The 498-nt window shown below is 59.2% G+C and carries 1 protein-coding gene; it reads right to left on the minus strand.

Features of this window, described 5'->3' with window-relative positions:
- Positions 1-498, minus strand: a 498-nt coding sequence (locus ACLNEE_RS16915) for a tetratricopeptide repeat protein (RefSeq protein WP_412007454.1), incomplete at both ends; no start/stop codon positions are given.

Consider the following 498-nt stretch of genomic DNA (forward strand, 5'->3'; position numbering starts at 1 on the left):
GTGATCGAGGCCCAGGGCTTTCTCTGTGATCACCAGCGCATGTTTGTAGAGCGGCTCAGCCTGGCTGTAGAGGCCCTGCCTGTCGTAGAGGAAAGCCAGGTTGTTGAGACTAGTCGCAGTATCGGGGTGATCGGGGCCCAGGGCTTTCTCCCTGATCGCCAGCGCACGCTTAGTGAGCGGTTCAGCCTGGCTGTAGAGACCCTGGTCGCTGTAGAGACTAGCCAGGTTGTTGAGACTGAGGGCGGTATCGGGGTGATCGGAGCCCAGGGCTTTTTCTGTCATCACCAGCGCACGCTTATAGAGCGGTTCAGCCTGTCTGTGGAGACCCTGGTCGCTGTAGAGACTAGCCAGGTTGTTGAGACTGAGGGCGGTACTGGGGTGGTCGGAGCCCAGGGCTTTCTCCCTGATCGCCAGCGCACGCTTAGTGAGCGGTTCAGCCTGGCTGAAGAGACCCTGGTTGGAGTAGAGCAAAGCCAGGTTGTTGAGACTAGTCGCAGT

The sequence above is a fragment of the Aphanothece stagnina RSMan2012 genome (assembly GCF_046764815.1).
Classification (GTDB): Bacteria; Cyanobacteriota; Cyanobacteriia; order PCC-6307; family Cyanobiaceae; genus NIES-981.